The organism is Cytobacillus sp. Hm23 (assembly GCF_051842895.1).
GTDB lineage: Bacteria > Bacillota > Bacilli > Bacillales > SM2101 > Nanhaiella.
On sequence record NZ_JBPXRQ010000001.1, the window covers coordinates 40,716 to 65,199 of the forward strand.

Here is a 24,484-nt window from a genome sequence, read left to right on the forward strand (position 1 = left end):
TAATTTCGTAAACTTTGTTGAAATATCAAGAAAATAAAGTTGGCGTGTTACTCAAAAGTCATCGCTTCAGTAGAAGAAAAGATGCCACGTATTTTAGCTGTATTCGTGTTTATTTGTTAGGTCGAAAAACATGAAAATAGCCTTCATGTAAAAAAATCTGACAAACAACGTCAGACTTTGTATGTGGTAGAATGAAGTCTTTAAGAATTTGATGGAGGCGAATGGCTATGCTCATTTTGAAAATGTTCTGCCATTTTTATGAATCGCTGCTCGTCTTCGATTAATCCACAGCTTGCGCATTGAAGCTTTCTTGCTGGCCCGTTATATTGCAGATGAAACGGCTCGAGGTTGTTCAGCTCTTCTACTTCTCCATTCTCTAAGTTAATTTTAACAGGTGTTACAACTTGATCTATCATATTGAAACGGCTTCTCGCTTGACATGATGGACAGCTATAGCTTGGCATAGATGAAACCTCCTATTGTTTATTATTAACATAAAGTTTTTTCCCCATCTTAACTAGTTCTTTTACCATCGTCCCACCTATTTGACCACCAATTTTACCAGCATCAGTAGGCGTTATATGACCATTGTAACCATGAGATAGGGGTATGTTTTTGTCTTTTGCTATTTCATATTTAAGACTGTTAGCATCATTTGTCAATGTTCGATAACCTTGCTGTTCCATTACTTTAAGTTTAAAATGTGTAACGGCCTCCCTAGCTTCAGGAACGAGGAGCTTTTTCTGAGAACGTGACATATTTTATCCCTCCTTATGGTATATATTGACCACAAATGTAAAACTCATTCAGTAAAATATTAATTTTTTTTCCAGTTATAAAAATTGTAAATCTTTTCAGATTGGACTTAGATGATCCGACAATGTTCAGATAGTTTGAACTCTTGCTTGTAGCAATAACAACAAAAACTGCCCAAAAAGAGACTATAGGTAAAAAGTATGTTAAAACAATAAATGGTGAAAAAAACTGGTAAATTTGTTACCATTTATAATAAAGGGGGAAGAAGCTTTGGCTGTTAAAAAGTACTTCGATCATATTGAACTAAAGGAAAGGACTTTCACTGCAGAAGTAACATTAGATTATTTCAATAAACGGCTAAAGATTGATGACTACCGAGGAGATGTTGGGTCATTACTTGTAGTCATCAATAAATTAATACAAACAAATTCTTTTACCAAAGGAATTGTAAAGGTTAGAAATGAGCATTTACATATTTTTTTACAGCATGGTTTTATGTTAGAGGCAGTTTTTCAAAAAATGTTTAATGGTAGTGATGTGTATTGTATGTGTAAGTATTATGACGATTCTCGTTATACAAGTAATAATTGGATAGAAGAAGATAAAATACTTACAGCAGTTCAAAAACTAGAGGATAGTGATCTTCGACCGCAACTACCAGACGGTTATATAGTGAGAAAAGCAACTCATGCTGATGCTAATCATTTAGCAAAGCTTTATGCCACTGTCTTCGAAATATATCCTACGCCATTAAACGATCCGAATTACATAACTAACATCATAAATAACGGAACAATTTTCTTCGTGGTTGAGCATCAAGCTGAAATCGTGAGCGCAGCCTCAGCTGAAATCAATGAAAAGTATAATAATGCAGAATTAACTGACTGCGCAACTTTGACACAGCATCGTAAATTTGGTTTGATGAAAATCCTGCTATTACAATTAGAACAGGAACTAATAAATAACAATATTTATTGTGCATATTCAATCGCTCGTGCACTTTCATACGGTATGAATGCTGTGCTAAAGCAATTAGGCTACTCGTATACAGGAAGGCTTAAAAATAATTGTTATATATTTGATAAGCTTGAAGATATGAATGTGTGGGTGAAAGATTTATCAAGTAATTAACGATATTAATATTGCCAATATTCTGGCACTTACTGCCGATATTTAAGCATCATTTTAGAAGGGGGCTACCATTTGTTTATCGAGCAGGTAAACACAGAGGAAATGGTTAAAGCAATATTAGAAAGTATAGATGAAGCAATTCATGTAGTAGACAATAATGGAGTGACCATTTTCTATAATAATATAGCAGCCAAGCATGACGGAGTGTCGATAGAGGAAGTTTTAGGGAAACACTTACTTCATGCATTCCCATCACTGACAGAAAAAACAAGTACTTTGTTGAAGGTCATAGCATCAAAAAAACCTATTTTTCATTTACCACAAACGTATAAAAACATTCGGGGGGAGTTAATCGATACAGTCAACACCACCATACCGATTATAGTAAATGATAACATAGTTGGAGCGGTAGAAATCGCTAAAGATTATTCGAAAATGAAATTACTTTCACAGAAGCTCATGGATCTACAGTCTAAGCTGAATATTAATACAAAAAAACCTAGGAAAATAAATGGGGCAAAATACACGTTTGAAGATATTTTAACAGTAAATAAAGCTGTTGAGCATGTGAAGGAGCAGGCAAAAAAAATAGCAAAGAACGATTCTACTGTACTCGTATACGGAGAGACTGGTAGTGGAAAGGAATTGCTTGTTCATGCTATTCACAATGAGTCTACACGTAAATCAGGGGCTTTTATCGTGCAAAACTGTGCAGCTTTACCAGAAAATTTACTAGAGGGTTTGTTATTTGGGACAGTAAAAGGAAGCTACACAGGTGCTGTTGATCGTCCTGGTTTATTCGAAATCGCACATGGAGGTACGCTTTTCTTAGATGAAATAAATTCAATGCCACTAGAACTTCAAGCTAAGCTTTTACGTGTACTAGAGGATGGCCTAGTTAGAAGAGTAGGGAGTGAGTTTGCATATCAAGTAGATGTGAGGGTTATCGTAGCATTGAATGAAACACCTGCTAATTGTTTAAAAAACAACCAACTTAGACCTGACTTGTATTATCGCTTAAACGTTTTATCTCTAGAAATACCTCCCTTGAAAGCAAGGAAAGATGATATAACTTTTCTGCTTAAGTATTTTATAGCTAGTTATAATCAATCTTCTGCAATGGAGGCAATACATATAAACGAAGAGGTATATGAATATATTAGCAATTATTCATGGCCAGGTAACATAAGGGAATTAAAGCATACCGTTGAGTATGCGATGACTTTACTTGACGGTAGAGAATTAACATTAGAGCATTTTCCACATAACATCATTTCCAGTGTGAAAAAAAACAATGAAGTTCTAATTGAGCGACATCACACAATTAAGCCGCTAAGAGAGGTGCTAAGCCAAACTGAAAAAACAATGATTGAATCAGCAATACAAACAGCCCAAGGTAATATTCAACAAGCAGCGAAGATGCTACAAATCCCGAGACAAACGCTTCAATATAAAATGAAAAAGTTTAACCTATAGGATAACTGCCAAATTATTGGCAGTTTTTTGTTTGTAAAAAAACAAAAAATGCTATTTCAAATTATTATGAATTTTTTTCATCCATGGCAGAATACAAAGAAATGTAGGATGAAACGCATCGTTTGCACGTCTAATTTGTATCGTTACGATACTAATAAGTACTGATTGGCATGAAAGTTGCAAGTAAAAAATAAAAATACGAAAAGAGGAGATTGTAAATGTTTGATTTATATAAACCTTCTAGACATTGGAATGATATAGAACTATGGAAGGATACATCTGAGGAGGAATGGAACGACTGGATTTGGCAGCTTACGAATACCATTCGAACGTTAGATGATTTAAGGAAGGTTATTAATCTCACCCCAGAAGAAGAAGAAGGAGTTAAAATATCGACGAAAACTATTCCGTTAAATATAACGCCATATTATGCTTCATTAATGAATCCTGATGATCCGCGTTGTCCAATAAGAATGCAATCTGTTCCAGTTGCAAACGAAATCTATAAAACACAATACGATCTAGAAGACCCATTGTATGAAGATGAAGATTCTCCTGTGCCAGGTTTAACACACCGGTATCCTGACCGCGTATTATTTCTCGTAACAAATCAATGCTCAATGTATTGTAGATATTGCACAAGACGTCGTTTCTCAGGTCAAATTGGTATGGGCGTACCGAAAAAACAGCTCGATGCTGCAATTGCATATATTAGGGACACAAAAGAAGTTCGTGATGTTTTAATATCAGGAGGCGATGGGCTTTTAATCAATGACAATATTTTAGAATATATTTTAAAAAACTTAAGAGCCATTCCACATGTAGAAATTATCCGTATAGGAACAAGGGCTCCTGTCGTGTTTCCACAAAGAATTACTGAAAACTTGTGCGATATTTTAAAAAAATACCATCCAATTTGGTTAAATACTCATTTTAATACATCAATAGAGATTACAGAAGAATCGAAAAGAGCATGTGAAATGCTTGCAAATGCTGGTGTTCCTTTAGGGAATCAATCAGTAATTTTAGCTGGTATCAATGATAGTGTTCCGATTATGAAGAAGCTCATGCATGATTTAGTAAAAATACGTGTGCGCCCTTACTATATTTATCAGTGTGATCTCTCAGAAGGAATAAGCCATTTTAGGGCGCCTGTTTCAAAAGGTATTGAAATTATAGAAGGATTAAGAGGGCATACATCAGGATATGCAGTACCGACTTTCGTAGTTGATGCACCTGGTGGAGGAGGTAAAATTGCTGTTCAACCTAATTATTTGATCTCCCAAAGTGCAGACAAAGTTGTTTTGCGTAATTTTGAAGGTGTTATTACGACATATCCTGAGCCGGAAAACTATGTAGCGGGTAGAGCTGATGGGTATTTTAAAGAAATTTATCCATCTATGGATGAGAAGAAATCATCAATTGGGATAGCGGGTCTAATGAATGAGGAACAATTTAACCTTATTCCTGAAGGGATATCAAGACTTAATCGACGTCAAGACTATGACCAAAATCCTGATCATAGTTCATTAAAGGATAAAAGAGAAAAACGAGATGCATTAAAAGAAAAAAAATATCAATCACAAATACAAAAATTAGAAAAAAATAACGAATCAACAAAAGAGGCTTGATACAAATGGTTAATCAAATCAGTTGTCAATGGTGTGAATCGGATAAAATAAATCACGAACAAAATACTGTTTATTGGGAATTACCAGATGGTACGAAGGCTATACAGATTAAGGCTGTACCATGCATTAGATGCTTACGGTGCGGTATCGAATATCAAGAAGAAGCAATAGTAGATACAATAGAAGAGCAACTGCTGTTAATCAATACTGAGCAAATTCAACAGTCAATTACTTATGAGGAACTGTTAGCAATACCACGTATTTTAAAGAAGAATTACTTCAAGTTTTAATTAAACCTGTTATAAACATGCTTGATACAAGTAGCAAGTAAAAACATACTAATAATGATGTATCAGCATGTCCAACTATTATGTAAATAAATGTTTGAAATATCTCTACTTCTTACTTTATAAGAAGTAGAGTTTTTTTATATTATTACAAAATTTATATAGCGTTTGAAAATTGTTACTGTAGATGGTTTCCTTTTTTGTAAAAGTGTCAAGAACATTTGTTAATAATATAAATTCAAATCTTATAAAGATAAATGAATGAACTCATTAATTACAGCAGCTCCACTGCATTCTGTATTTATAAAAAATAAGCATTGTTAGGCAGTATAGTTTTTCTAAAAGAATAGCATCTTTCCTGTAATTTCAAACCATATATTATCCAAAAAAGCTAGAAACGTAGCTGCAAAAACAAAAGCGATTATTGATAATACTATCCTATTCTTTAATTGAATAGCATTGAATCGTTTATAAGACCTATCAATTAACATAGCTATTAGTATAAAGAGCGGTAAGCTTATACTTATAGCTAATAAATCAATGCGAGTAAAGGGCTTACTAATATATTTATCGGCATAAACATTGATGACTAGAAGTGTTATAAATAAGCTCAATTGATAAACAAAAAATTTTAAGCGGTCCATGAATGATTTGCTCCAATATATAAGGCGTCATTAGTATGATGCCTGTACTATGATGATTTAATTAGAAAAATTGTTAATAATATAGCTTTTTTCAATTCACTTATTTAATCAAGAAGTACCGCTTGTTTCTCACAGTACTAAAGAGGGTAAGTATTTACAATATTTAACTTTGATATGTTACAACAACTTTAGACATAATGGAATAGAGAAAATGTGTTAAAAGACAAGTATGATGGAGAAAAGAAATGTTTATATTGTATATAGGTTTATGGGTTGGATTGACATTACCTATTAGTTTATCTATAGTTTTTTCGTTACTTAAGCCAATTGTGATAAAAGACATTACTGGGGTTAGTATGTTAGTGATTGCTATTATAGTAGGACTTGTAAATACATATTTAGCTGTAAAGGTAATTGAAAAATATATTCAGCCTAGGTTAGAAAAAAGAAAGGAAAAAAGGCATTTACCTTAACACCCAGCAAATCAAGGGATAGTGGGGCTGTTTGTCATCGTAAAAAGTTTTTGTTACAAGTATCTTAATGACTAGTGGTGAATTTTACATATAAGGATTCGTTAAATAGGTAATTTAAACTGGATTATTATTAATTTTATACCTCTATATATCGTTAAATTCTGAGTTTTTTATGGGAGTGTAAATTTTGTGGCTTTTTCGATTAATGATTTACTCTTGGATTATCGGATTATTACTTTTTTTACAACAGCTATCTTACCAGAGGCTATATCATTCAAATCAATGAACATTGAGTTTCCAAAATGGTCGTTTGTTATCTTAACGTCACTTTTTTTAATAGTAATTAAAGATAGATGCTGAATACAAACATTATCAGTATTATTTAGTCTAGTTGTATCAATTGCACGAATTGTTTTATTGATTAAATTCGATTGTATTACTAATAGTTTGGAGGCATAAAAATGAAGCAACACTGCTGTGAAACAATGACACATTACGTAAATTTTAAATGTAAACAACATTCTAATATTTTTGATTGTCCTGATAGTCTAATACACTATACCGAAAACTTAGATGAGTACGGGTTAATTATTCATGATGGAGGTACTTCTACTTTAACGATTCATTACTGTCCATGGTGTGGGAACAAACTTCCGGAATCGAAAAGGGATTTATGGTTTGAAACACTTTATAAATTAGGATTTGATGACCCAACAGAACAGAGGGTTCCTGATGAGTTCTTGACAGATAAGTGGTATAAAATCAAAGATTAAGAGTTTTAAATATATTTATAATTCATTATTTTAACAACTGGTCTATTAGTTCACGACCATAATTCAATATGTACTCATAAAATTTTTCATAATGTGGGTGTAAAGCTTCATGATTAGCTGCAATAATGTTATAAGCCTGGTCATCATATAATAAAGACTAAGTAATACGAGACAATAAATTTTAACAGAGGTGTTTTTAGTCGTGTCAAATACTGATTTGTTTACAGCTATCTATATTCCAGAGACACCCTTTGTCAATGGTTTACTAAAGCCGAAAAGGGCGAAAAAATTTAAATTTAAAATAAGTAAAACAGAAAAAATAGCAGAAACCTTATATCATTATTTGTATAAAAAAGAAGATATGCAAATTCACTGCTATTATTTTATAGGAGATTTAGATGATAAGTTAGAAAGGTATTTATTTGTTGAAAATAATGCTCTTTATGATGAGTTTATTTCACAATTTTGGGGTGGTGGACAAAGGTATTGGGAATGGGGCATGGACACCTATCTAGAAGTTACCAAACCAAAAGAAATTCTCCATCAGCTTGAAAAAGTTTATAACAATAATTTTTATGAGGAGGATGAATCTATGCCTACTTGTCATATATACGGTCAGCAATCGTGGCATGGAAATGCGTTTTTAATTGCTAATCGCGCTGCTTTAACCGAGCTAAGAGAGGCAATCGATACTGCGTTAAATTACGAAGAGGCAAGATTAACTTTATCTCCTTCCGATGATGAAGGGTATTATTTTTTTATAAAATGTACAGAAGAAGATTTTAAATGGGAAATGTTAGAGATGCCATATCATGATAGGGTATGCTACCAACCTGATGAAACGGTCAAAATACCACCATATAAAGCTTTTAAAAATTATAAACGTTTTTTTAGTAGAGGTATGTAACTAGGTTAGCTAATTAAAATAAATGATGATACTCCTTCTAACCAAGAAATAGTACATTCATTCCATAGACGTTACGATTATATAATTTGGGGTTGTATAATGATTTAAAACTTATATTAATAATAGAGTTGGGATACAATTCTATGATGTTATCTATCCCATTAACATGACTTCGTTGTTTTTTATGAGTGCTTACATATTACAAGTTACTAACCAACTTCTATCCAACTGTACTAAATTCTCGTTCATTTGGCTTATATGTTTATTTATTGTTAATTTTTCATTAAATTTGGGTAATAAGTTTTTTGTATATGTATGATCGACTTCTATATTGTTCCATAATGAAGCTATTAAGTATGAATGATGATTATTACTAAACATCCATCCTAGCATATCTTTATTTTCATTCATTTTTGTATCACATAATGAATTTTGACTCTGTTCAAAATGATTTTGCTTCTCTTTTGTACAGGTGCCTTTTTCGACGTTTAAAAATGTTGCTTTTTGTAGAACCTCACTTATATTAAAGTTCATTACTTTTAAATTGTTTTCAAAAATTTCAACTTTAATACTATCATATTCGTTCATTTGATCATTACCTTCTATGATTTCATCATGCTTATTCTTCATGAATAACTTATATGAGGAATGATCCTCCCAAAAAGCGATAATACATGCTTTAGTAGGTGTATTTATATCCCATCCTCCAATTTGGCCTAGAAAACCATCTATATTTTCTAGTGATCTCCATTGTTCTTGTGCAATTGAAAACTGTCTTCTCTTATGTAATGGTACATTACAAACGATCCATTTAATTAACATCTTTTCACCTCATTACAGATTTAAAAATATACAAGGACTATATACCCCTTCAATCTTCTATTACTTGTGCAACAATTTCATCATTAAAATGAAGTAATTTATATACAACTTTTGATGTAGATACTTGCGTGTGAGTATAACAATAGTAGCTCCTATTATGCATATTGGAGCAAGGTTGAAAAATATTTGCTAAAAAAATAGTTATCTAGTTGGTTCGTGTGTATTTCTATGTTTTTGGGTGCTAGTTTTTTATTGTTAACTTAAACAAAGTTTGTAGTAATTACAATATATGAAAATGTTATGTTTATATTTTTAGCTAAATAAGTGTCTACGTACAAAGCTAGGTTTTTTTATTCGCTAGTGAGGTAATAGAAAGGGGGAAAGAAATGAAATTACTTCAAAGTTTAATAGACCAAGCTGAAAATCCAAGAGAGAGCTTAGGTTCTTATATGCTGAAGATAATGAAGGGTGCTCTTCTCGGCATAAACAAATAGGTGCTGGAGAACATACAACTTGTAGAAGAAGCTTCTATATTAGACATAGGCTGCGGCGGTAGTAAAACAGTGCAATTATTACCCAAAATAATTGCAAACGGAACAGTATATGGCATAGATTGTGCCGAACAGGCAGTAAAAGAATCGATTAAAGCTAACAATGGGGATATTGCCAAGAAGAAAGTCTCATATATCAAGCAACTGTTTATGAATTGCTATTTTCACATTAATCATTTGATACGATAATAGCTTTTAATACTCATTACTTCTGGTCTGATATAGAGATTGGAGTTAAAGAAGTTTTTACGGTGTTGAAGTCGGATGAGATCTTCTTAATCGTTGCAGAGACATACAAAATCAACTATCACATGCAATCCTATAAAACTAAAGAGGATATGGAACAATTACTTATATCAACTGGTTTTGGTTCGGTTACTTTTTATGAAAACACAGCAAGGGGCTGGCTTTGTATTGAGGGCAGGAAATTTACTTAAGTATGTATTTAAGTACTTAAATCATTGAGCTACAAAGGGCGTGCAGAACTCTGTTACTTACATAATTATCATGTTAGTAAAACAAAGTACCAAAAGACAAGGAAGGTGAAAATAATTGACCCATAGTTATATAAAAAGTTAATATAAACACAATGAACACAATTAATATCACGTATATAAGATTGAGAGGTAGTAGCTTTGAAATCATTTTATCATTATCTTATGACATATAGGGAACCTAAAGCTAAGACTGATATCGGGGGCTTTGCAAACAATGCTTACGAAGATCATGGATTTCCTAAAAGTTCTTTTGATTATAATGAAATTAGTACGTATTTAGAAATGAATGGTTCTTACTTAGCCAGTATGTCAATATTTGATACAGCTTGGGAGCTATATAGAGCTCATGAGGAACATTAGAAATATAACTTAGAAATATCCTGTCATGAAGTTAAATTGATTTATCCCTCTTCTGATCTAGCTGCATATAATAATGTATTAGAATGTAGCTTACAGCAAGGGGGTAATACATTTGAAGAATGAAAAAAAACCACAATTTAAAGTCGGTGATGTAGTTGTCATTTCCAAATATGGTACTGTTGGTATGATTACAAATGTCACAATGATAGATGGGTTAATTTTATATGAAGTGAATTACAGTGATCAGTTATATGTCCAAAATGCGATTCAGCTATTAGCTGATTATGAAAATAATGTTGAAATTGAAAAAATGGAAATTGATTATAAATTTTACTTTGGTGATATTGTGAAGGTGTTGGAATATGGAAACACCTTATTTAAAGTAATAGGTATTAGAACAGAAATATGGCATTATCAAGCTGAGGTTGCTGTAGATATCATTTATGAACTCGTAAGCATTAATGAGGGCGAGTGGCTTGAAGTCAGTGAAGAAGAGCTAGTTTTATTATCTGATAAAGATAGTAGTGAGGTATTAACAAAAAAGCATGTAACGTTAAAATACTTAAAACATCAGGAATTAGATCATTTTTCACCTTCCTATGTAGAAGAATCTGATCAAAGTCGGACTTATATTAAAAAAAAATATTTGCAGCTGATTGACTACTATTTAGATATTTATAACGACTACAAACGTCTATATGAAACATTTCAGGATGAAGAATATAAAAAGATAATGGATATTATTTTCTTTCATTTAGAAAAACTATCACTTTATTTAAGTAGATAATAACTTTACAATTGAAAAAAATTTATTAAAATGTAGATCAAGTATGGCAAACCAACGTATTTAATGCATGCAAACATCCCATTTGTAACCTTTTCTAATAAACTGTCAAAAGCTTGTCCACTTACAACATCCATCTCCTCACTTTCCGCATGAGACTTTACATAAGTTATTTGCTTTGCATACATACATAACCCTCCTAAAAATCTTAACTTTTATTACACGATATGTAATGTCTTAACATAATATACATGTTTTACAAAGATTCTTTTCATTAACTTTTCCACTCACATTTGAATAATTGATGTGTATGAAATGAATTTTATAGTGTTTAGAGAAGAAAATATGCCCCGAACGTTAGTAATATTCTTATTTAGCTTAAATTACAAGGCTCTTTTCGTAAGCTTTATTCTTATAGTTCCAAAAGTAGAAGATAAAAATGTTGTTTTAAGCAACAGTTATCGTTTTATAGAAGAAAGATGCGGAGATTTTTTAGTACGAAACCATCCTATTTTAAAAACCAACAATTAATGTGAATAAACCCTTTGCAAAAAATAATGTTCGTGTCATGATGTAAATCTTTAGGTATATCGTAAAAATATCACACATAAACCTGTAAAAAAGGAGGCGGTAAATGTAATGAGTGAAATCAATGTAGTGATTGATACAGAAGAAATTGCTGAGTTTTTTTTTAATGAATTACTAAAGAGAGGACATATTCCACAAGCAGAAGATCTCTTAGATATAGCAGATATCACTTTTGAATATTTACTGAAGAAGAACATCATTGACGAGGAATTTGATACCGATTAAGACTGCAAAAAATTTATTGAAAATACTTCCTATTTGAAGTTGCTGTTTATAGTATAATATGATTAGTCAATATATTTGCGAAAATGGGAGGATATGAATATGTCATTTTTTAATAAAATGTTTGCAAGTATTGGAATTGGATCGACAACAGTTGATACAAAGCTATATAATGACCGATTAGTAGCTGGTGAAGAAGTAAAAGGTGTTGTTGAACTAACTGGTGGTAATGTTGATCAGGACATCGATTCAATCTATTTGTCTGTCAAAACAACTTATATTAAAGAAGTTAATGATACAAAGGTTAATAGACAAGTTGATATTGGAAAGTTTAAAATTAATGAACCTTTTACAATAAAGGCTGGAGAAGCAAAAGAAATCCCGTTCTCATTTGAGCTACCTATTGACACTCCTGTAACAATGGGTAAAACAAAAGTATGGATTCAAACAGGCTTAGACATTAAAAATGCTGTTGATCCTAGTGACAAGGATTACATTCAAGTAGAGCCGATGCCTTTAACAACTGCTATATTTAAATCAATTAACGAACTTGGTTTTCGTCTGCGCGAAGTTGAAAGTGAACAAGCTCCGTACAGTATGAAAGGGCGTTTACCATTTATTCAAGAGTTTGAGTTTTTTCCAACGAGTGGACCATTTCGAGGCAAGTTAGATGAGTTGGAGTTAGTATTCTTCCCTCAATCACATGACAGTGTTGAAGTACTCATGGAAGTAGACCGTCGAGCGAGAGGTTTAGGTGGCTTTTTAGCAGAAGCATTGGAAATGGACGAATCCATCATCCGTTTTACAGTTACAGCTAATGATATGAGTTATCTTACACAAAAAATGAAAGAACTAATCGAGAGATACTGCTAAATAGAATGGTAAGAAAGTCAAAAGGTTGACTTAAAGCTCAACCTTTTGACTTTTCTTCGTGTGAAATAAATTGTTCACTTGAATTCCCTGATGGCATAACACAAAAATTTTCGTATAGTATTAATTGTTTATTTGCCATATCATTTTTAGTCATTAGTCTATTACTAATGATTCCGTCAATCGGTTCGTTTATAGCAAGCTTGTTTGCAGTTTCATAACGATCAATCGTCCAAGCAAAAATGCTGACATCAATAGAATGGGCTGTTTTTATTAGTACGTCCGTTACAAAATACTTATGAACTGATATGAAATCAATTATACCTGAATATTGTAGGATTTGATAAGGTGAGGTTGATTTATTAATAATGATTCCGGAAGAAATAGAAGGGAGCAGTGAATGGAATTTCACGATAGAGGCTTCGTTAAATGATTGTACTTTAATATGCTGGAGCATGTTTTGTTCGTTTTGGTATTGTTGAAGTAGTTGCACTATTTTTTCTTCTATACCTGGATAATGTGAAGGGTTTTTAATTTCAATCATAATGCCAATATATCGGCTATATTGTTCTATAACATCTGACAATGTTGGTATTTGTTGATTTGCATATTTAGTATGAAACCAGCTACCTGCATCCAACTGCTGTAATTCTGTTAGTGTTAAGTTTTTTACATAACCAGTTCCATTCGTCGTTCTGTCAACCGTTAGATCGTGAATAATGACTAAATGCGAGTCTTTTGTCATTTGCACATCAACTTCTATATAATCAGCATCCATTTTAACTGCCTTATCGAATGCTGCAAAAGTATTTTCTGGTGCATAAGCAGATGCACCACGGTGGGCTATAAATATGATAGAGTCTTTTATTAACATTTGCCCATAGAAAAATGCCGAGGAAAGAAAAAAATAAATACTGAACAACATTAACATTAGCTTATACATCGCGTCCTCCTTCCCGTATTAAAGTTACATTATTATATGCAAGCTTAAACGAACATGTAAACATGCTTAGGAATATTTTTACTTTATAAGTTTGATGTTTTTTGCCCGCTTTTCGGATGTTTTCGAGCTTAAAATTTCTATGTTGATTCATCATGGTTTATAGAGTTGGCCATTTTTTATTCCTCGAATTTCTTTCATGTTTGTTATGTATAAATCTTCTAATAAAAATAGTAGGAAAATCACCTTTCTTGTCGAATTGGGATGTATATCCAATAATGAAAGGTGATGTCTTTTATAATGAAGAAACAAGCAGATGAAGTAACGAAGTATATAAAAGAGAATTTGCCATAGGATTAAACAAATGAAATGCAAAATTTTTCTATGCTGCGTTATGGACATAGGCTTATCTTTAAAGATCAAAGAGAGATATAGGTTTATTACTGTCCAATCGAGTATCATGTGAAATTATCACATGTAAGTGCAGTTGAAATATTTTAATGAAGCTCAACTTTTCATCACAATCTTAATGGAAATTTATCATATTAATTACCTTCAGGAGCTGATTGATATGAAGAACCAAGCTCAAGAGAAGAAGTAAAAAAAGTTCATTATAGAGGAAGCAAAAAAAAACGTATGAAGCTATCAAGATTCTTTGAGTCGCAATGCAAAGAATGAGTTAGCTTATTAGTTCTGGTAAGCTGACACAAAATATATTGCGTGAAAGTATCTTGATTTTATTGTTAAAACAAGCTTTATTCAGTTAAGAAAAAGTAAAAATAGTAGAAAAAACTTTTTGACAGTAAAGTCAATAGGGAGAGATGACATGAAGTATCATAGAAAAGATTTTTTAGTGTTAGCGGGATTTTTCTTTTTTCCATTACTGTTGTTAATAGTAGTAAGAAGAACAAACATTATTAATATTGGAATTGGAAACCTAAATGTCAATCAGCCAGAAATAGATACAAACAAGGAGTGAACATCCAGAAAATTAGTAGCCCTCCTGTATGGTTCACGAAAGGATGAATGAACCAACCAGGGAGGGGGAAAGTGTTAATAAAGGGTGTACTTTATGTTATGTAAGCATTTAATTTAGGATTGTATTAATGTGATAGGTTATATAAATCATTTTTTAAGGCTCAATAATTAGTGAATTGATTAGTTTCTGTTTTTCTTAAATGAAAAATTGGAACTTTTCTAATTATACATAAACATGCAAGGTGGGATCAACTTACGATAACATGGGCAACTATGGTATAATTGGAATACAATAGCGAATTTCCAAGGGTGGTCGGCTTCATTCCCCGTGAAAGGGGGTGAGGCGTATGACGGTATTTGAAGCATTGATGTTAGCAATTGCATTTTGCGGGCTGATTATTTCAGTACTGTCTTTCAACAAAGATAACGACAAATAGACCACCCTTTACGCTTTAGCCAGAGCGGTAGGTGGTCTATTTAGACTATTAAAGCCGACTCTCTAGAGAATCGTCTATTGTACAGACCGTGAGTGCTTGCGACACTTGCGGTCTTTCTTATTGTATGCAGTTACTGCTTGTCTATGATTAGAATATCATAATTGTTGGCAGATGTACAATTAACTTAGGCCTTAGTCTAATTTAGTTACGTTATATAAGATAGTCCAACCATCAATAGCAAATAACCATTAATTTAAAATGAAAAAACATTATAGTAGGTGAAATAAGTAACGAAAGATAAAGGTTGTAAATGTAGAGTTGTTCCAACACCACGTCAAAGGACAAAAGGGACCATCAGAGATCATTCTGTATAATTGAAACATCTACCGTTGTTTCAATTAGAACCAGTACTCGTTCACCTGTAAGTAAGTCTATTGAAGTACCTATGTTTACACAATCCACTTCCTCATCTGTTGAAAAATGTATAGCAACAATACAGATCGTTTAGGTGAAGGGCTATTAGTATAATGCAAAAATAGTCAAGTGTATTTAATAATTAATTACGTTTCACCGTGATTGTATAGGGGAGGTTTGAATGTTCGAAATGAAGGAACCTCTCACCAAGTATAGTAATATCTAGTGGATGGATCGTTGCTGGACGTTCAGTTGGATACCAATGTCTTCCTTCATTCACTAAAACAAAAACACCAAATTCATCACCGTAAAATGCAAAATTATCACCATTTCCATGCATTTTGTCATTAATATAAGGGATCAAAACTTCTTGCATTTGTCTAACTGAACTGGAAGGCATGCCGATTTCTCCAACGTCAAACCAGCCTAATGGTTCCACTTCATCATCAATAAAAGGTCTTACTAGCACTTCTAAAATATTCCCATCAGGATCATAAAAATATGCTTGTTGCCCTTCCCAAAATAAAGAGGTTTCTCCAGACTCATCTGGTAATAACACATCCTTTTTTGACAACGCTATATATATTTGTTGGAAAAACGAATCGTTTGTACGAAAACAAAGATGATAGAATGGAAGTTGGGTATCGTGTTCAAAATTTAGCCGTGTCTTTCCAGCTATCACAGAAAACATTTGGTTGTTTTCTTCAATTAATGTCATTTGTAGAACATCTGTATAAAATTTCTTCATTTTATCTAAGTTATATGTTTTCATAGATAACTCAATAATCTTCATTATTAATCTCCCCTTTGTTTAACTAAAAAAATCTTTATATAATATGGTGTTGAGTTTATTGTAATAAATTTTATTAGACAGAGCATTAGGCAGATGTATGAGTATTAGTACAACTTTCGTATGAGGTAGTGGAAAATTTGTTAATAGAAAATAAGCCCATGCTGTCACATAAAATATGAAAATACTAATTGACAAAGACATATTGTTTACTTTATGATATAGGTAAATTAACTTAATGTTTCTCCTAAAGGGGAGTAGCTTTTACAGCAAAGTCGTCATTACGGAGTTTGATACTCTCGGCTTTGTTGGCGACATAAACGTTGTTAGCAAGACCTTTATCAAGCGGTAAAGGTATTTATATGTAGAAAAACCTTTACCACTCTGGTAAAGGTTTTTTTGATAGGTAATACAAAAGCGGAGTGAAGAGATGTAAAAAATATTGACCTACTATACATGATATAACACGATAATTTCCTACAGAATCATAATTGTATAAAGCCAAAACATATTATATTGACCTTAATTAAGAAAAATTAATTGAAAGGTGAGTGAATGTAATGAAAAAAGTAAAAATGCCGTTAGCAGAACTAATTAGACAAAACAAAGAAGAGCTTCTTAAAGACAAAGATGCTATTGCCAAAATTGAAAAACGAATTGATAAGAAGCATGTTGGGACCAAGTAAACATTTGTAAATGCAACAAAATGACTAGCGTCGGAAGTAAGATAATTAACATGCTCGGTTAATAAAAATGATGATAGAGCTAGTAACTAAATTGTGATAGGAGAGAATCAATATGGCGATTGAAAGGATAAAAGTTGTTCCGTGTGGTTGTAAAGGTACGATACAATTTTGCGAAACATGTGGTGGCACTGGTAAGTTGAATGCTTGCCGTAAAGTATTAGCTGAGACAACAATTGAACCTATGGGCCATACTACTGTAAAACAATCTTTCTTTAGTGTTACAACAGCTGATGATTACTTGGTGTACTCTAACATTAAACAATTTTTAGAAGACTTAATTGTTACAGTAAAAATGGAAAGAAAAACTTATAAAATTACTTTTACTACAATTTAACCATACTCAGTAGCGTAGACATTACCTTAATGTGAAATTATTAACGATTAGGGTAATGTTTTTTTATAGAAAAAATATAATTAAAAGGTAGGATACGTCAAAATATTAACAACATTTTTAAAGGACTAAACTCAAAAATATAGAATCCATAATTATAGTACTTTTAAATAGGCTACTTACGCATGAATTGTTCCTTCGCAAGGGATGGGAAACAAAAAACTACAATTCGTGCATCTTTTCTTTTTGTTAAAGTTATTTAAGTGTTGCTGTGCCTATTTAAATACTATAACAACAAATATGACGAAAAGAGCCTGTTAATAAGTGAAAGGAGGGTGCCTCTTACTTAAAGTTAAAGGTGTTACCAAACTGTACATTAACGCTCTCTACTTTTCTTGCAAAAATATATAATATAAAATTGTTTCCATGTGAAAAAAGATAGTATATTACGCTACTTAAATGGGGTACTATAGCTTATTAATTCCGAAAATTCAAAAAATAAAATATGGAGTTGATTTTATGAATTTAAGATTAACCGATGAGCAGAAAATGGTTCAAAAAACAATTAGAAAATTTGTTGAAAAAGAACTAATTCCTCTTGAAAACGACGTTCTCAGAAATGAACGTGAAGGGAAACCAGGTCTTCCTGCAAGTAAATTGAAAGAGCTTCAATTAAAGGCGAAAGAAGCTGGTTTTTGGGGTATTAGTACGCCGAAAGAATATGGAGGAGCAGACCTAGGGCAGATGATGTTAGCAATTGTTCTTATGGAAGTTTCGAAAACTTTTGTACCTTTTATGTTTGGTGGTTCTGCAGATATTATTCTATATTACGCAAATGAGGAACAAAAGAAAAAGTATTTAATTCCTACCATTGATGGTGAGAAAAAATCGTGTTTTGCCATAACAGAACCAAGTGCAGGTTCAGATACGAGAAACATAAAAATGACAGCGGTTAAAGAAGGAAATGAATGGGTTTTAAATGGAGAAAAGACGTTTATTACAGGTGGTAATGATGCTGATTTTGTTATGGTTATCGCTATTACTGACAAAGAAATGCATCAAGCAACAGGTAGAGATGGGGTAACTTGTTTTATTGTTGACAGAGACATGGGCTGGAGATCGGAAGAAATTTTAACGATGGGAGAAGGTGGACCTGCAAGTTTAGTTTTTGAAAATGTACGTGTTCCAGAAGAGAATATACTTGGAGAGATTAATGGAGGCTATAAGTTAGGCTTGGAGTGGATAGGATTTGCAAGATGGATAGTAGGGGCACGTGCAGTAGGTGCATCTGAAAGACTACTTCAGATGGCAATTAATTACGCTAAAGAGAGGGAGACATTTGGGAAACCGATAGCTACAAGACAAGCTATACAATGGCAAATTGCCGATTGTGCTGTTGAAATTGAAGCTGCACGCTGGCTTGTGTTAAATGCAGCATTTACACTTGACGAAGGTGAAGACAATCGTCATGCAGCATCTATAGCAAAACTATACGGAGCAAATATGGGTAATAGAGTAGTAGATCGTGTGCTACAAATTCATGGGGGAATGGGATATACGAAGGAGCTTCCAATAGAAAGATGGTATCGAGAGGCACGGCTCTGGAGGATATTTGATGGAACAGATGAAATACAGCGCTTAATCATTTCTAGAAATCTATTAAAAGGTCATGTAAAAGTAGGACAATTCGGTTAAGAAGATTTTTTTGGAAGGAGATATAACTCATGTCAGGAAGGTTTCATAATAAAGTAGCAATTGTCACAGGGGGAAGCAGAGGAATAGGAAAAAAAATTGCTGAACAATTTGCTGAGGAAGGTGCAAAAGTAGCTATTTTTGATATAGATGAAGAAGCATTACATGAAGCTTCTCAGCAATTTCAGGAAAAAGGATTTGAAGTTTTTTCAAAAGTCGTTAATGTTGTTGATCCTGTTGTCGTAAATGCAACGATTGATGAAGTATATAACAAATTTGGATCGATAGATATACTCGTAAACAATGCGGGTGTTATTCGTGACAATTTATTATTTAAAATGACTGATGATGATTGGCAGACCGTTATGGATGTTCATTTAAAAGGATCATTTAATGCCACTCGTGCTGCTCAAAAACATATGGTGAAAAATAACTATGGACGAATAATAAATATATCTTCAACTTCTGCGCTTGGTAATCGTGGACAAGTAAATTATGCAGCTGCCAAGGCTGGTTTACAAGGATTTACGAAAACACTAGCTATTGAATTGGGTAAATATGGAGTTACTGCAAATGCAGTTGCACCAGGATTCATAGAAACGGAAATGACCAAAGAAACTGCTAGAAGAATTGGTATATCATTTGAAGATTTAATTCAGGCAAGTATAGCAACGATCCCTGTTGGAAGGACTGGTAAGCCGAGTGATATTGCAAATACTGTAACATTTTTTGCAGATGAAAAATCATCATTTGTTAATGGGCAAGTCATCTACGTCGCTGGAGGTCCAAAAAATTAACGAGTCATTGTGGGGTGTTATAGTTTGTTTAGAAAATTAAAAGGCAGGCGTTCTAAAAAACAAAGAAACACCATTGAAAGAGGAGCTGTCAAAAAATTTGCTGAGGCAATTGGTGATCCTCACCCTATTTTTATAGATGAGGAAGTAGGGAAACAATCTCGATACAAAACTAATATTGCACCAGTAACGTTTCCAAGAGTATTAAATTATGGTGTAATTGAAGGTTTGCAACTACCTAAGAAAGGGCTGATCCACGGAGAAGAAATATATCATTATGAAAGGCCACTACTTGTTAATGAAGAGATATTTTGTTATCAGGAAGTAGAGGATTATTATGATAAAACGAGCAATAGTGGAGAGTTGGGCTTCTTAGTGCTGAAAAGCTACGGAGAAGATGTAAGCGGTAACATAATATTTACAGGTAAGTCGACGATTATTATGAATTCTGCCTTACGAAAGGAGATGAACAGGTGATAGAATTAGCTAGACTTAAGGTGGGCGATGCACTGAGTAATGTCGAATTATCACCTGTTTCTCGTTTAGATTTAATTAAATATGCTGGTGCATCTGGTGACTACAATCCGATTCATACGATCGATGAAGAAGCTCAAAAAGCAGGTTTACCTGGGATAATTGCTCATGGGATGTGGACGATGGGGAATTTATCTAAGTTGTTTAGCCCTTTTTTGCAGGAAGGTTTTATTCAAGACTATTCAATTCGCTTTAAAAGTATGGTCTTCCTAAACGACATTATTACATTGAAAGCTACATTGACACAAATCTGTAATAATGAAATGAATTTTGCTGTAAGTGCCATTAATCAGCAAAATCAACAGGTAATAAGGGGCAATGTACATTTTATTTCCTATGAATAATAGTTTTTATTATTTGGGTTCTTCTCCTAAACTTTGAAGCTTTTTTACTAAAATGGGCAGTATGGTAAGTTTGTGACAACTCAATTATTTTAAAAGTAGAAAAGATGCCACGAATGATTGATATTTACGTGTTTATATTTAAGAACGAACAGCAATAATCAATGGAAAAAAGCTATTATTTATGAAATGCTCTTCAAAATAAATGTTACAATTGTTAATTTATCAGTTGTCTATTTTCGATGGTGACATAAAAATTAACAATAAAGATAATGATATTCCTCACAATCCAATTAAAGGCCGATTTTAATACTTATTTTGTTATTTAATTGGGTTGTTGGGGTGATTTTGTTATCTAAACTATGTTTCTTTCATAGTATGTACGTTATTAAATTCTTATTAGATCATATCCTCTGTGAATTCTTTTAACAATTTCCCCCTGAACTATTAACCTTAGTATACATCAATTATTGTAAGTTATAGGTTAATTTGTCCTTTTCCCCACAATGCATATGTTTCATATTATAATTCCCATAATTAAACCTTTCAGACAAACTAATAGAGAGAAATCAAAGATGTAACATTGTAACCACACATTTTCTCAGCAGAATTATTCAGTTAAAGATTTTCACTACCGCTCTGTTAGTTTTCAATAAAACTACGACTGTTGTGTAAAGTGACATATTTGTTGTCTAGTTTTTGGGCCATAGCTACAAAGTTTACGAAAAGAACTAAAAATAATGAAGAAGTAAATAAAGAATTGCCTTTTGTCACGGTTATTAAATTTTATTAATTTGATAATCTATTACATCGATACGTAATCATAATATTCGTTCATCTGGTTGGAAGTGCACCTTTCTAGAAACAAGTAGAATGAAAGGCTTCTTTGTTCTTTCCTTTTATATATACAGTGAAATAGTCCTATAAAAATAGTTTAATACGGCTCCTAATAATCAGTGAATTTACACTATTGAAAAAAATAGAAAAAAAACATATTATTTCCTTGGGTAAAACGATTAAAAATAGAAGGGAGAATCATATTGAAAAAAACAATAATATCTACAATCGCTAGTATATCATTAGGAATTAGTTTAATGTCCGTTTCTATTGCCAATGGTGCTACAGAGTTAAAAACCCGAGGTCAAAATCAATTTCAAAATAATCCTTATATTTTTAGTGGAGAAATGATTGGGCTAGATAAAGAAGAATCGAAACGATTAAAAGTTATCCAGTCTGCTTACGACAAAAGTGGCATAAATGGGACAAGTAATGCGATTAGAAAAGGTAATGGTAATAAGTTGGGGTTGGCTGAGGATGTACAAATAGTGAATCCGGAGGCATGGAATGGGGATCAAACTGTTAGTAATGTCGTTGTACTTTTAGCAGAGTATCCTGATCATCCTGTTAATGACATTCAGCCTAATGATACTGAATTATATTATGAGGACTATAATAAAGAACACTTTGAAGGGCTCGTGTTTGGAGAGAATGGTTATGAAGGGCCAAATGGTGACAAGTTGATATCTGTGAAACAATTTTACGAGGAACAATCTGGAGGAAGTCACACGATTGATGGAGAGGTATTTGGCTGGTATACCGTTGATAAACCTTCAACTTATTATGGAGATGAAAATTATGAATATGAGCGCAGGTACGAATTAGTTGAAGATGTCCTTAAAGAATTTGGTGAAGATGTAGCAGCAAACAATATTGACTTATCTAGATATGATCAGATGGATCAATATGATTTCGACAATGATGGAAATATCTTTGAGCCTGATGGGATAATTGATTATGTAATGGTTGTGCAATCAACTGTTGCTGAAGATGGTGTTTTTATGTCAGATAATATTACTAGTGATGAAACAATTTGGCCGCATTATTGGCATATTGATGAACCTATTAATCTCGATGGCACAGATCTAAAGGGGTATTCTTATACAATACAAGGAGCGACAGGAGGAGCAGCTATTTTTGCACATGAGTTTGCTCACGCTTTGGGTTTACTTGATGAATATGAAAATTCTGGATTAGGAGAACCTATCTCTTTCTGGTCTCTAATGGCTTCTGGTAGTTGGGCTGGTGAAATCCCACAAACAGAACCACCTGGGTTTAGTCCTTATGCAAAGGAAATATTACAGGCTACTTTTGGAGGGAATTGGTTAACAGGTAATACAATTTCTGTTGAAGATATTGATAGTAACGGTCTAGAAATATTGCTTGATCAAGCAAGTACTAAAGGAACGAATAGTGATGTAGTTAAAATAGAGCTACCTAATAAAGAAATTACAATAGAAGAACCTTATAGTGGGAGTTACGCGTATTACAGCGGTAGAGGTAACTATTTAGCTAACGAGTTGGTTTATAATTTAGACTTCACCAATACATCCACTGACGCTTTACTTACATTTAAAACTTCTTATCAAATTGAAGAAGGATGGGACTTTGCTTCGGTTCAAGTAAAAGAGGATGGAACTAATGAGTGGGTATCCATAGAAGGTAATATAACAACTACTGAGGCACAGGAAGATAATAATAATCCCGGACATGGAATTACAGGAAAAAGTGATGGATGGATAGATGGTGTTTTTGATTTATCAGCATTTGTAGGCACAAAAATCCAATTAAAATTTCATTATTTCACAGATACAAATACAGTTGAAACAGGATTTTGGGTTGATGATATCAGCGTTGTTACTGATGGTGAAGAAATCTTCTTTGATGATGCAGAAGGTGAGACATCAGCTATTTTAGATGGATTTACGAAAGCAACTGGGACATATAGTGGTGAGCACTACTATTTATTAGAATGGAGAAACCATCAAGGGGTAGACAAGGCATTGAGTCATATTCGTCCAATCACAAGTAAACCCGTATACTTATCCTATAAGCCGGGGTTGGTGATATGGTACGTTGATCATACCCAAGATAATAATGCTGTTGGTGATCATCCCGGAGATGGTTATTTAGGTGTTGTTGATGCTGATCAACAAATGGTCACTTGGACAGATGGGTACATCACATATACTGATACACAAATTCACGATGCTGCATTTGGTTTAGTACAATCAGAAAAAGTCTATTTAGACTACGATGATTATTATGGTGCAAGCATTAGAGATAACTTTACTCAACAAAATACACTATTTGATGACAGTCAATCTTACCTAAACAGTAAAGTAGCTGATGCAGGGCGTAACATTCCGACATATGGCTTGCAAATTCGTGTTATAGGAGAAAGTGATGACAGAAGTGTAGGTAAAATTCTCTTAACACGAGATTAAATAAATAACTTTATGATAATGCTTTTTTGGCATTTGATCTAAAAAGAAATTTCTTCGTCTCTGGAATAATTTCTACACCTATAGATGTTAAAATCTTGTATGGTTATCTTAAAAAACATATCATCTTCTACAAACGACAAATTGTACTATAAATAGTAAATAGAAGCTGTCTTTAGAATTCGATCGCTCTTGTCGAAAACTTGAAGCTTTCTTTACTTACAATTGAGTCATTAATGTACATTATAAAATTTATAGAGATGAAGCCACAAACTATAGTTATATTTCGTGTTTATGCGAAAATAGCCTTTCAAAACATCTTGTTTGTCAAAGGCTATTTTTGTTAACTTTGTTTAATATGAGAAAATGAAAATGTCTTTTTACTCACAGCTATCTTTTAATAGAAGAAAATATTAAAAAAAATGCTAAATCAG

The 24,484-nt window shown here is 32.7% G+C and carries 29 protein-coding genes; 22 read left to right on the top strand and 7 right to left on the bottom strand.

Translation table 11 applies throughout. The features are described 5' to 3' along the window. Positions 1-200: 200 nt before the first annotated feature. Together ACSVDA_RS00175 and ACSVDA_RS00180 are read right to left on the bottom strand one after the other, a co-directional pair. Positions 201-464, bottom strand: coding sequence for a DNA alkylation repair protein (locus tag ACSVDA_RS00175; protein WP_485879799.1), 264 nt, complete (start codon positions 462-464; stop codon positions 201-203). A 12-nt stretch (positions 465-476) separates the two neighbouring features. Further along, positions 477-758 carry an alpha/beta-type small acid-soluble spore protein gene (locus ACSVDA_RS00180; protein ID WP_485879801.1) on the bottom strand — a complete coding sequence of 94 codons (282 nt, stop codon included), beginning with the start codon at positions 756-758 and terminating at the stop codon, positions 477-479. A 268-nt stretch (positions 759-1,026) separates the two neighbouring features. Here ACSVDA_RS00180 and ablB point away from each other — a divergent pair, with 268 nt between their 5' ends. The 4 genes from ablB (at position 1,027) to ACSVDA_RS00200 (ending at position 5,284) form a co-directional block, all read left to right on the top strand. Then, positions 1,027-1,887: a putative beta-lysine N-acetyltransferase gene (gene ablB / locus ACSVDA_RS00185; protein WP_485879803.1), complete on the top strand. Its 861-nt coding sequence runs from the start codon at positions 1,027-1,029 to the stop codon at positions 1,885-1,887. 78 nt (positions 1,888-1,965) lie between these two features. Beyond that, on the top strand, positions 1,966-3,363 hold the full coding sequence (locus ACSVDA_RS00190) for a sigma-54 interaction domain-containing protein (protein ID WP_485880245.1): 1,398 nt from the start codon (positions 1,966-1,968) through the stop codon (positions 3,361-3,363). Between the two features lie 218 nt (positions 3,364-3,581). Continuing rightward, the gene (gene kamA / locus ACSVDA_RS00195; RefSeq protein WP_485879804.1) at positions 3,582-4,994 is read left to right on the top strand and encodes a lysine 2,3-aminomutase; all 1,413 of its coding nucleotides are present in this window, start codon (positions 3,582-3,584) and stop codon (positions 4,992-4,994) included. A gap of 17 nt (positions 4,995-5,011) precedes the next feature. Next, positions 5,012-5,284 carry a YokU family protein gene (locus ACSVDA_RS00200; protein ID WP_485880246.1) on the top strand — a complete coding sequence of 91 codons (273 nt, stop codon included), beginning with the start codon at positions 5,012-5,014 and terminating at the stop codon, positions 5,282-5,284. Between the two features lie 335 nt (positions 5,285-5,619). Here the strand turns inward: ACSVDA_RS00200 and ACSVDA_RS00205 are convergent, their stop codons facing one another. Next, positions 5,620-5,925, bottom strand: a complete 306-nt coding sequence (locus ACSVDA_RS00205; RefSeq protein ID WP_485879806.1) for a hypothetical protein — start codon at positions 5,923-5,925, stop codon at positions 5,620-5,622. Between the two features lie 245 nt (positions 5,926-6,170). On the opposite strand from ACSVDA_RS00205, the gene ACSVDA_RS00210 reads away from it, so the two are divergent. From ACSVDA_RS00210 to ACSVDA_RS00220, 3 genes are all read left to right on the top strand, one after another. After that, positions 6,171-6,398 (top strand): hypothetical protein, encoded by a 228-nt coding sequence (locus ACSVDA_RS00210; protein WP_485879808.1) that lies wholly within the window; start codon positions 6,171-6,173, stop codon positions 6,396-6,398. A gap of 461 nt (positions 6,399-6,859) precedes the next feature. Then, positions 6,860-7,171 carry a DUF6980 family protein gene (locus ACSVDA_RS00215; protein ID WP_485879810.1) on the top strand — a complete coding sequence of 104 codons (312 nt, stop codon included), beginning with the start codon at positions 6,860-6,862 and terminating at the stop codon, positions 7,169-7,171. 202 nt (positions 7,172-7,373) lie between these two features. Continuing rightward, positions 7,374-8,078: a hypothetical protein gene (locus ACSVDA_RS00220; RefSeq protein ID WP_485879812.1), complete on the top strand. Its 705-nt coding sequence runs from the start codon at positions 7,374-7,376 to the stop codon at positions 8,076-8,078. 192 nt (positions 8,079-8,270) lie between these two features. Here the strand turns inward: ACSVDA_RS00220 and ACSVDA_RS00225 are convergent, their stop codons facing one another. Next, on the bottom strand, positions 8,271-8,900 hold the full coding sequence (locus ACSVDA_RS00225; protein WP_485879814.1) for a YdbC family protein: 630 nt from the start codon (positions 8,898-8,900) through the stop codon (positions 8,271-8,273). 494 nt (positions 8,901-9,394) lie between these two features. Here ACSVDA_RS00225 and ACSVDA_RS00230 point away from each other — a divergent pair, with 494 nt between their 5' ends. The 4 genes from ACSVDA_RS00230 to ACSVDA_RS00245 all read left to right on the top strand — a co-directional run bounded on the left by ACSVDA_RS00230 (position 9,395) and on the right by ACSVDA_RS00245 (position 11,095). After that, the gene (locus tag ACSVDA_RS00230) at positions 9,395-9,640 is read left to right on the top strand and encodes a hypothetical protein (protein ID WP_485879816.1); all 246 of its coding nucleotides are present in this window, start codon (positions 9,395-9,397) and stop codon (positions 9,638-9,640) included. Positions 9,641-9,702: 62 nt separating this feature from the next. Next, the gene (locus ACSVDA_RS00235; protein WP_485879817.1) at positions 9,703-9,888 is read left to right on the top strand and encodes a hypothetical protein; all 186 of its coding nucleotides are present in this window, start codon (positions 9,703-9,705) and stop codon (positions 9,886-9,888) included. A 198-nt stretch (positions 9,889-10,086) separates the two neighbouring features. After that, positions 10,087-10,308 (top strand): YozE family protein, encoded by a 222-nt coding sequence (locus ACSVDA_RS00240; RefSeq protein WP_485879818.1) that lies wholly within the window; start codon positions 10,087-10,089, stop codon positions 10,306-10,308. Positions 10,309-10,420: 112 nt separating this feature from the next. Next, positions 10,421-11,095: a hypothetical protein gene (locus tag ACSVDA_RS00245; protein ID WP_485879819.1), complete on the top strand. Its 675-nt coding sequence runs from the start codon at positions 10,421-10,423 to the stop codon at positions 11,093-11,095. Positions 11,096-11,100: 5 nt separating this feature from the next. Here the strand turns inward: ACSVDA_RS00245 and ACSVDA_RS00250 are convergent, their stop codons facing one another. Further along, positions 11,101-11,280, bottom strand: coding sequence for a hypothetical protein (locus ACSVDA_RS00250; RefSeq protein WP_485879820.1), 180 nt, complete (start codon positions 11,278-11,280; stop codon positions 11,101-11,103). Between the two features lie 451 nt (positions 11,281-11,731). Between ACSVDA_RS00250 and ACSVDA_RS00255 the strand changes: the two genes are divergently transcribed. Next, a complete protein-coding gene (locus ACSVDA_RS00255; RefSeq protein ID WP_485879821.1) occupies positions 11,732-11,905 on the top strand; it encodes a YozD family protein in 174 nt (57 codons plus the stop codon). 99 nt (positions 11,906-12,004) lie between these two features. Further along, positions 12,005-12,775: a sporulation protein gene (locus ACSVDA_RS00260; RefSeq protein WP_485879823.1), complete on the top strand. Its 771-nt coding sequence runs from the start codon at positions 12,005-12,007 to the stop codon at positions 12,773-12,775. Between the two features lie 37 nt (positions 12,776-12,812). On the opposite strand, the gene ACSVDA_RS00265 is transcribed toward ACSVDA_RS00260, so the two are convergent. After that, entirely contained in the window at positions 12,813-13,715 is a 903-nt protein-coding gene (locus tag ACSVDA_RS00265) for a glycerophosphodiester phosphodiesterase (RefSeq protein WP_485879825.1), read from the bottom strand. A gap of 823 nt (positions 13,716-14,538) precedes the next feature. Between ACSVDA_RS00265 and ACSVDA_RS00270 the strand changes: the two genes are divergently transcribed. Both ACSVDA_RS00270 and ACSVDA_RS00275 read left to right on the top strand, forming a co-directional pair. Further along, the gene (locus ACSVDA_RS00270) at positions 14,539-14,691 is read left to right on the top strand and encodes a hypothetical protein (protein ID WP_485879827.1); all 153 of its coding nucleotides are present in this window, start codon (positions 14,539-14,541) and stop codon (positions 14,689-14,691) included. Positions 14,692-15,037: 346 nt separating this feature from the next. Then, a complete protein-coding gene (locus ACSVDA_RS00275) occupies positions 15,038-15,127 on the top strand; it encodes a putative holin-like toxin (protein WP_485879828.1) in 90 nt (29 codons plus the stop codon). Between the two features lie 556 nt (positions 15,128-15,683). Here ACSVDA_RS00275 and ACSVDA_RS00280 read toward each other — a convergent pair. Next, entirely contained in the window at positions 15,684-16,334 is a 651-nt protein-coding gene (locus ACSVDA_RS00280; protein WP_485879830.1) for a VOC family protein, read from the bottom strand. Between the two features lie 557 nt (positions 16,335-16,891). Here ACSVDA_RS00280 and ACSVDA_RS00285 point away from each other — a divergent pair. The 7 genes from ACSVDA_RS00285 (at position 16,892) to ACSVDA_RS00315 (ending at position 24,053) form a co-directional block, all read left to right on the top strand. Then, positions 16,892-17,017 carry an FbpB family small basic protein gene (locus ACSVDA_RS00285; protein WP_485879832.1) on the top strand — a complete coding sequence of 42 codons (126 nt, stop codon included), beginning with the start codon at positions 16,892-16,894 and terminating at the stop codon, positions 17,015-17,017. 112 nt (positions 17,018-17,129) lie between these two features. Further along, positions 17,130-17,411 carry a hypothetical protein gene (locus tag ACSVDA_RS00290; protein WP_485879834.1) on the top strand — a complete coding sequence of 94 codons (282 nt, stop codon included), beginning with the start codon at positions 17,130-17,132 and terminating at the stop codon, positions 17,409-17,411. Between the two features lie 516 nt (positions 17,412-17,927). Then, positions 17,928-19,103 (top strand): acyl-CoA dehydrogenase family protein, encoded by a 1,176-nt coding sequence (locus tag ACSVDA_RS00295; protein ID WP_485879836.1) that lies wholly within the window; start codon positions 17,928-17,930, stop codon positions 19,101-19,103. Between the two features lie 29 nt (positions 19,104-19,132). Beyond that, positions 19,133-19,897, top strand: coding sequence for a 3-oxoacyl-ACP reductase FabG (fabG, locus tag ACSVDA_RS00300; RefSeq protein WP_485879837.1), 765 nt, complete (start codon positions 19,133-19,135; stop codon positions 19,895-19,897). Between the two features lie 24 nt (positions 19,898-19,921). After that, positions 19,922-20,371, top strand: a complete 450-nt coding sequence (locus tag ACSVDA_RS00305) for a MaoC family dehydratase N-terminal domain-containing protein (RefSeq protein ID WP_485879838.1) — start codon at positions 19,922-19,924, stop codon at positions 20,369-20,371. Next, entirely contained in the window at positions 20,368-20,772 is a 405-nt protein-coding gene (locus tag ACSVDA_RS00310; RefSeq protein WP_485879839.1) for a MaoC/PaaZ C-terminal domain-containing protein, read from the top strand. The genes ACSVDA_RS00305 and ACSVDA_RS00310 overlap by 4 nt, the downstream gene beginning before the upstream one ends. 1,037 nt (positions 20,773-21,809) lie before the next feature. Continuing rightward, positions 21,810-24,053 carry an immune inhibitor A domain-containing protein gene (locus ACSVDA_RS00315; RefSeq protein WP_485879840.1) on the top strand — a complete coding sequence of 748 codons (2,244 nt, stop codon included), beginning with the start codon at positions 21,810-21,812 and terminating at the stop codon, positions 24,051-24,053. Positions 24,054-24,484 lie beyond the last annotated feature (431 nt).

What these genes read in the sequence shown, in the direction of transcription:
- kamA (WP_485879804.1), top strand. Translation starts at nt 3,582, where the DNA reads ATGTTTGATTTATATAAACCTTCTAGACATTGGAATGATATAGAACTA.
- fabG (WP_485879837.1), top strand. Translation starts at nt 19,133, where the DNA reads ATGTCAGGAAGGTTTCATAATAAAGTAGCAATTGTCACAGGGGGAAGC.
- ACSVDA_RS00215 (WP_485879810.1), top strand. Translation starts at nt 6,860, where the DNA reads ATGAAGCAACACTGCTGTGAAACAATGACACATTACGTAAATTTTAAA.
- ACSVDA_RS00265 (WP_485879825.1), bottom strand. Translation starts at nt 13,715, where the DNA reads ATGTATAAGCTAATGTTAATGTTGTTCAGTATTTATTTTTTTCTTTCC.
- ACSVDA_RS00255 (WP_485879821.1), top strand. Translation starts at nt 11,732, where the DNA reads ATGAGTGAAATCAATGTAGTGATTGATACAGAAGAAATTGCTGAGTTT.
- ACSVDA_RS00285 (WP_485879832.1), top strand. Translation starts at nt 16,892, where the DNA reads ATGAAAAAAGTAAAAATGCCGTTAGCAGAACTAATTAGACAAAACAAA.
- ACSVDA_RS00225 (WP_485879814.1), bottom strand. Translation starts at nt 8,900, where the DNA reads ATGTTAATTAAATGGATCGTTTGTAATGTACCATTACATAAGAGAAGA.
- ACSVDA_RS00280 (WP_485879830.1), bottom strand. Translation starts at nt 16,334, where the DNA reads ATGAAGATTATTGAGTTATCTATGAAAACATATAACTTAGATAAAATG.
- ACSVDA_RS00275 (WP_485879828.1), top strand. Translation starts at nt 15,038, where the DNA reads ATGACGGTATTTGAAGCATTGATGTTAGCAATTGCATTTTGCGGGCTG.
- ACSVDA_RS00175 (WP_485879799.1), bottom strand. Translation starts at nt 464, where the DNA reads ATGCCAAGCTATAGCTGTCCATCATGTCAAGCGAGAAGCCGTTTCAAT.
- ACSVDA_RS00205 (WP_485879806.1), bottom strand. Translation starts at nt 5,925, where the DNA reads ATGGACCGCTTAAAATTTTTTGTTTATCAATTGAGCTTATTTATAACA.
- ACSVDA_RS00250 (WP_485879820.1), bottom strand. Translation starts at nt 11,280, where the DNA reads ATGTATGCAAAGCAAATAACTTATGTAAAGTCTCATGCGGAAAGTGAG.
- ACSVDA_RS00290 (WP_485879834.1), top strand. Translation starts at nt 17,130, where the DNA reads ATGGCGATTGAAAGGATAAAAGTTGTTCCGTGTGGTTGTAAAGGTACG.
- ACSVDA_RS00295 (WP_485879836.1), top strand. Translation starts at nt 17,928, where the DNA reads ATGAATTTAAGATTAACCGATGAGCAGAAAATGGTTCAAAAAACAATT.
- ACSVDA_RS00210 (WP_485879808.1), top strand. Translation starts at nt 6,171, where the DNA reads ATGTTTATATTGTATATAGGTTTATGGGTTGGATTGACATTACCTATT.
- ACSVDA_RS00270 (WP_485879827.1), top strand. Translation starts at nt 14,539, where the DNA reads ATGAAGTATCATAGAAAAGATTTTTTAGTGTTAGCGGGATTTTTCTTT.
- ACSVDA_RS00260 (WP_485879823.1), top strand. Translation starts at nt 12,005, where the DNA reads ATGTCATTTTTTAATAAAATGTTTGCAAGTATTGGAATTGGATCGACA.
- ACSVDA_RS00180 (WP_485879801.1), bottom strand. Translation starts at nt 758, where the DNA reads ATGTCACGTTCTCAGAAAAAGCTCCTCGTTCCTGAAGCTAGGGAGGCC.